This window comes from Cobetia sp., from assembly GCF_983723665.1.
Genome location: NZ_CFDJES010000256.1, coordinates 1 through 2,335, shown reverse-complemented (window position 1 = coordinate 2,335; position 2,335 = coordinate 1). Strand labels below are relative to the sequence as shown.

Annotated in this window: 3 protein-coding genes; all 3 read right to left on the bottom strand. The window is 63.8% G+C overall.

Annotated elements, in window-relative coordinates:
* Positions 1-149 precede the first annotated feature (149 nt).
* Entirely contained in the window at positions 150-1,697 is a 1,548-nt protein-coding gene (locus AC4FAH_RS14570) for a DASH family cryptochrome (protein WP_339842790.1), read from the bottom strand.
* Entirely contained in the window at positions 1,684-1,851 is a 168-nt protein-coding gene (locus AC4FAH_RS14565; protein WP_213114781.1) for a DUF2256 domain-containing protein, read from the bottom strand. The genes AC4FAH_RS14570 and AC4FAH_RS14565 overlap by 14 nt, the downstream gene beginning before the upstream one ends.
* 114 nt (positions 1,852-1,965) lie before the next feature.
* A partial coding sequence (locus AC4FAH_RS14560) for a MarR family winged helix-turn-helix transcriptional regulator (protein WP_490246319.1) occupies positions 1,966-2,335 on the bottom strand: 370 nt, incomplete at its 5' end.

The window sequence follows — 2,335 nt, the reverse complement described above, 5'->3', positions numbered from 1 at the left end:
CGGCCATGATAGTGAATAAGGCTCATAAAGTGCAGCCCTGACGGCCAGTTAGCGCCAAGGCGCCATGGAATCACCTGCGTCGCTTCCTCTGCGTTGCACCCTCTTCGTTGTATCCGTTTTGTGGCGCTCTCTTCGTGGTTCAACGCTTGTCAGCCTCGCTCGAAGGAGCCACTCAGCCAGGGCGTCACGCGTGTCGGTGTGATGTCGGCCAGATGGGCCTCCCAACTCTCGACATGCGTGAGAGGCTGGCGCGGGTAGTGATTCGCTGATCTGTCGCGCCCGGCGCTGCTTGACCAGGCGAGCCAAGGTGCATGGCGCTGCATGCCGGCGGGCAGTGTCGCAAGCTCCGGTATCCAGCGGCTGACGTAATGGCCGAGAGGGTCATGCTGGCGTGCCTGTTTCATCATGTTGAAGTGCCGATCCCCGCGCGGGTCACGTCCGATACCCGCCAGATAGCGCCAGTTGCCCCAGTTGGAGGCGACGTCGTGATCCAGTAGCTGATGCTCGAACCAGGCCGCTCCCTGGCGCCAGTCCACGCCAAGGTCCTTGACCAGAAAGCTCGCCACGTTCTGGCGCATCCGGTTGCTCAGCCAGCCGGTAGCCGCCAGTTCGCGCATGCCGGCATCGACCCACGGCACCCCGGTCATTCCGCTCTGCCAGCGTTCAAGCGCTTCCGACGCCAGCTCGTGGCTTTGCGGCTGAGCCGCGTCGTGGCCTGGGGACTCGCCCGTGAAGGTGTGTCTGCCCAGCCGCCGTGCATCCCAGTGGAAGTATTCGCGCCATAACAGCTCGACGCGGATCCAGTCGCTGTCCTTGAAAGCTGCCTGCGGATGCGCGCAGTGCTCGGGCAGCGTGGTCTGAAAGCGGTGCAGCGCGTCCAGTATTCGTCGCGGCGACAGACAGCCCAGTGCCAGCCACACGGAGAAGCGGGTCGAGAAACCTGCGCCGCTGAGGCGATTGCGGGTGGTCTTGTACTGGCCGGCGAAGGCCGGGTCCAAGTAATCCTGCAGGCGCTGCAAGCCGGCGGGCTCTCCAAGGGCAAAGGGGTACTCGCCGCGGGAGTCGGCCTGCCAGTGGCGAGCCTTGAGCAGGTGCTTAGCCGCGTCCTGAAAGCCTCGAGGGGCGGCCTCTGGCCAACCGGGAAGCGTGGATGGCGCGTCCAGTGGGGCGGGCATGTCGGGGAGGCTCGGGCGAGCCTTCTCCAGCTTGCGCCGGAAGGCACTGAAACTCTCGGGGAGTGCGGTGAGTGGTTCCGGCAGCTCGTTTTCGTCCAGCAGCAAACCGCTGTTCAATTGCCGCAGGCGACACTGGCTTGCCACCGCGCGTTGCTGGCGTTGTTCCACCAAGCCCGTGGCGCGGCGCGTGATGACGCCCCGACAGCCATATTGCCTTGCCAGCTGCGGAATCAGTCGTGCCGCTTCGCCGTGGAGGATCAGAAGGTCACTTCCCAGCGCCTGAAGTCGCGTGCGCAGCGATTCCAGACTTTCGAGCAGGGCGTGTTGTCGCCCCATGCTGAGCGGCTGCAGGCGTGACTCTCCGGCACTGACGCTGCCGAAGGGCTGAAAGGTTGTCTCCGCCACCACGTGCACGACCAGCAGGTGCGAGGCTCTCTCCTCGAGTGCGGCCTGCCACAACGGGTTGTCATCCAAGCGCAGGTCCTCGTTCAACCATACCAGCCAGAGGTCAGTGGACGTCATCGCGCGCCTCCCGTGCCAGCTGGCGTGCGTTGCGACGACAGCGCTGACTGCAATGGCGTACGTCGTCCCAACAGTCCTGCCACTTTTTGCGCCATGTGAAGGGGCGCTGGCAGGTCTGACATAGTTTGCTGGGCAGGGGCGGTTTGCGATGCATGCTGGCAAGGCTCCTTAAAATCATTACATAACCTATACCATAATTGTACATCGCGCGAAATGGCGGCCAGAAAATCCCCTGTCATCCTGTTGACGAGCGCCTTGCATGCCTGAATCAGTCGCTGCCCAGCAGTTGATCCAGTTGTCGCTCCAGAGTCTGCATGGTGAGCAGCAGATCACGGTATTGGCGTGCATTGACGGCGCCGAGCAGCTCATCCTCGAAACGCCGCGCTTCGGGAATCAGCTCGGCGAGCATGGCCTCTCCCTCGGCGGTGAGAACGAGCAACTGCGCACGCTGGTCCTGCTCGCTCGGGCGACGCAGGATCAGTTCACGGCTCTCCAGTGATTTGACGGCGCGCGAGACGCGTACCTTGTCCATGTGGGTGCGCAGGCTGATTTCCCGCGCGGTCATCGGCACGCCGCGGCTCAACCAGGCCAGCAGACGCCACTCGGCGACATTGATGGCGAAGCGCTCGCCATAGCGG

Bases quoted from the DNA above. Each gene is read 5' to 3' on its own strand.
- AC4FAH_RS14570 (WP_339842790.1), bottom strand. From the start codon at position 1,697: ATGACGTCCACTGACCTCTGGCTGGTATGGTTGAACGAGGACCTGCGC.
- AC4FAH_RS14565 (WP_213114781.1), bottom strand. From the start codon at position 1,851: ATGCATCGCAAACCGCCCCTGCCCAGCAAACTATGTCAGACCTGCCAG.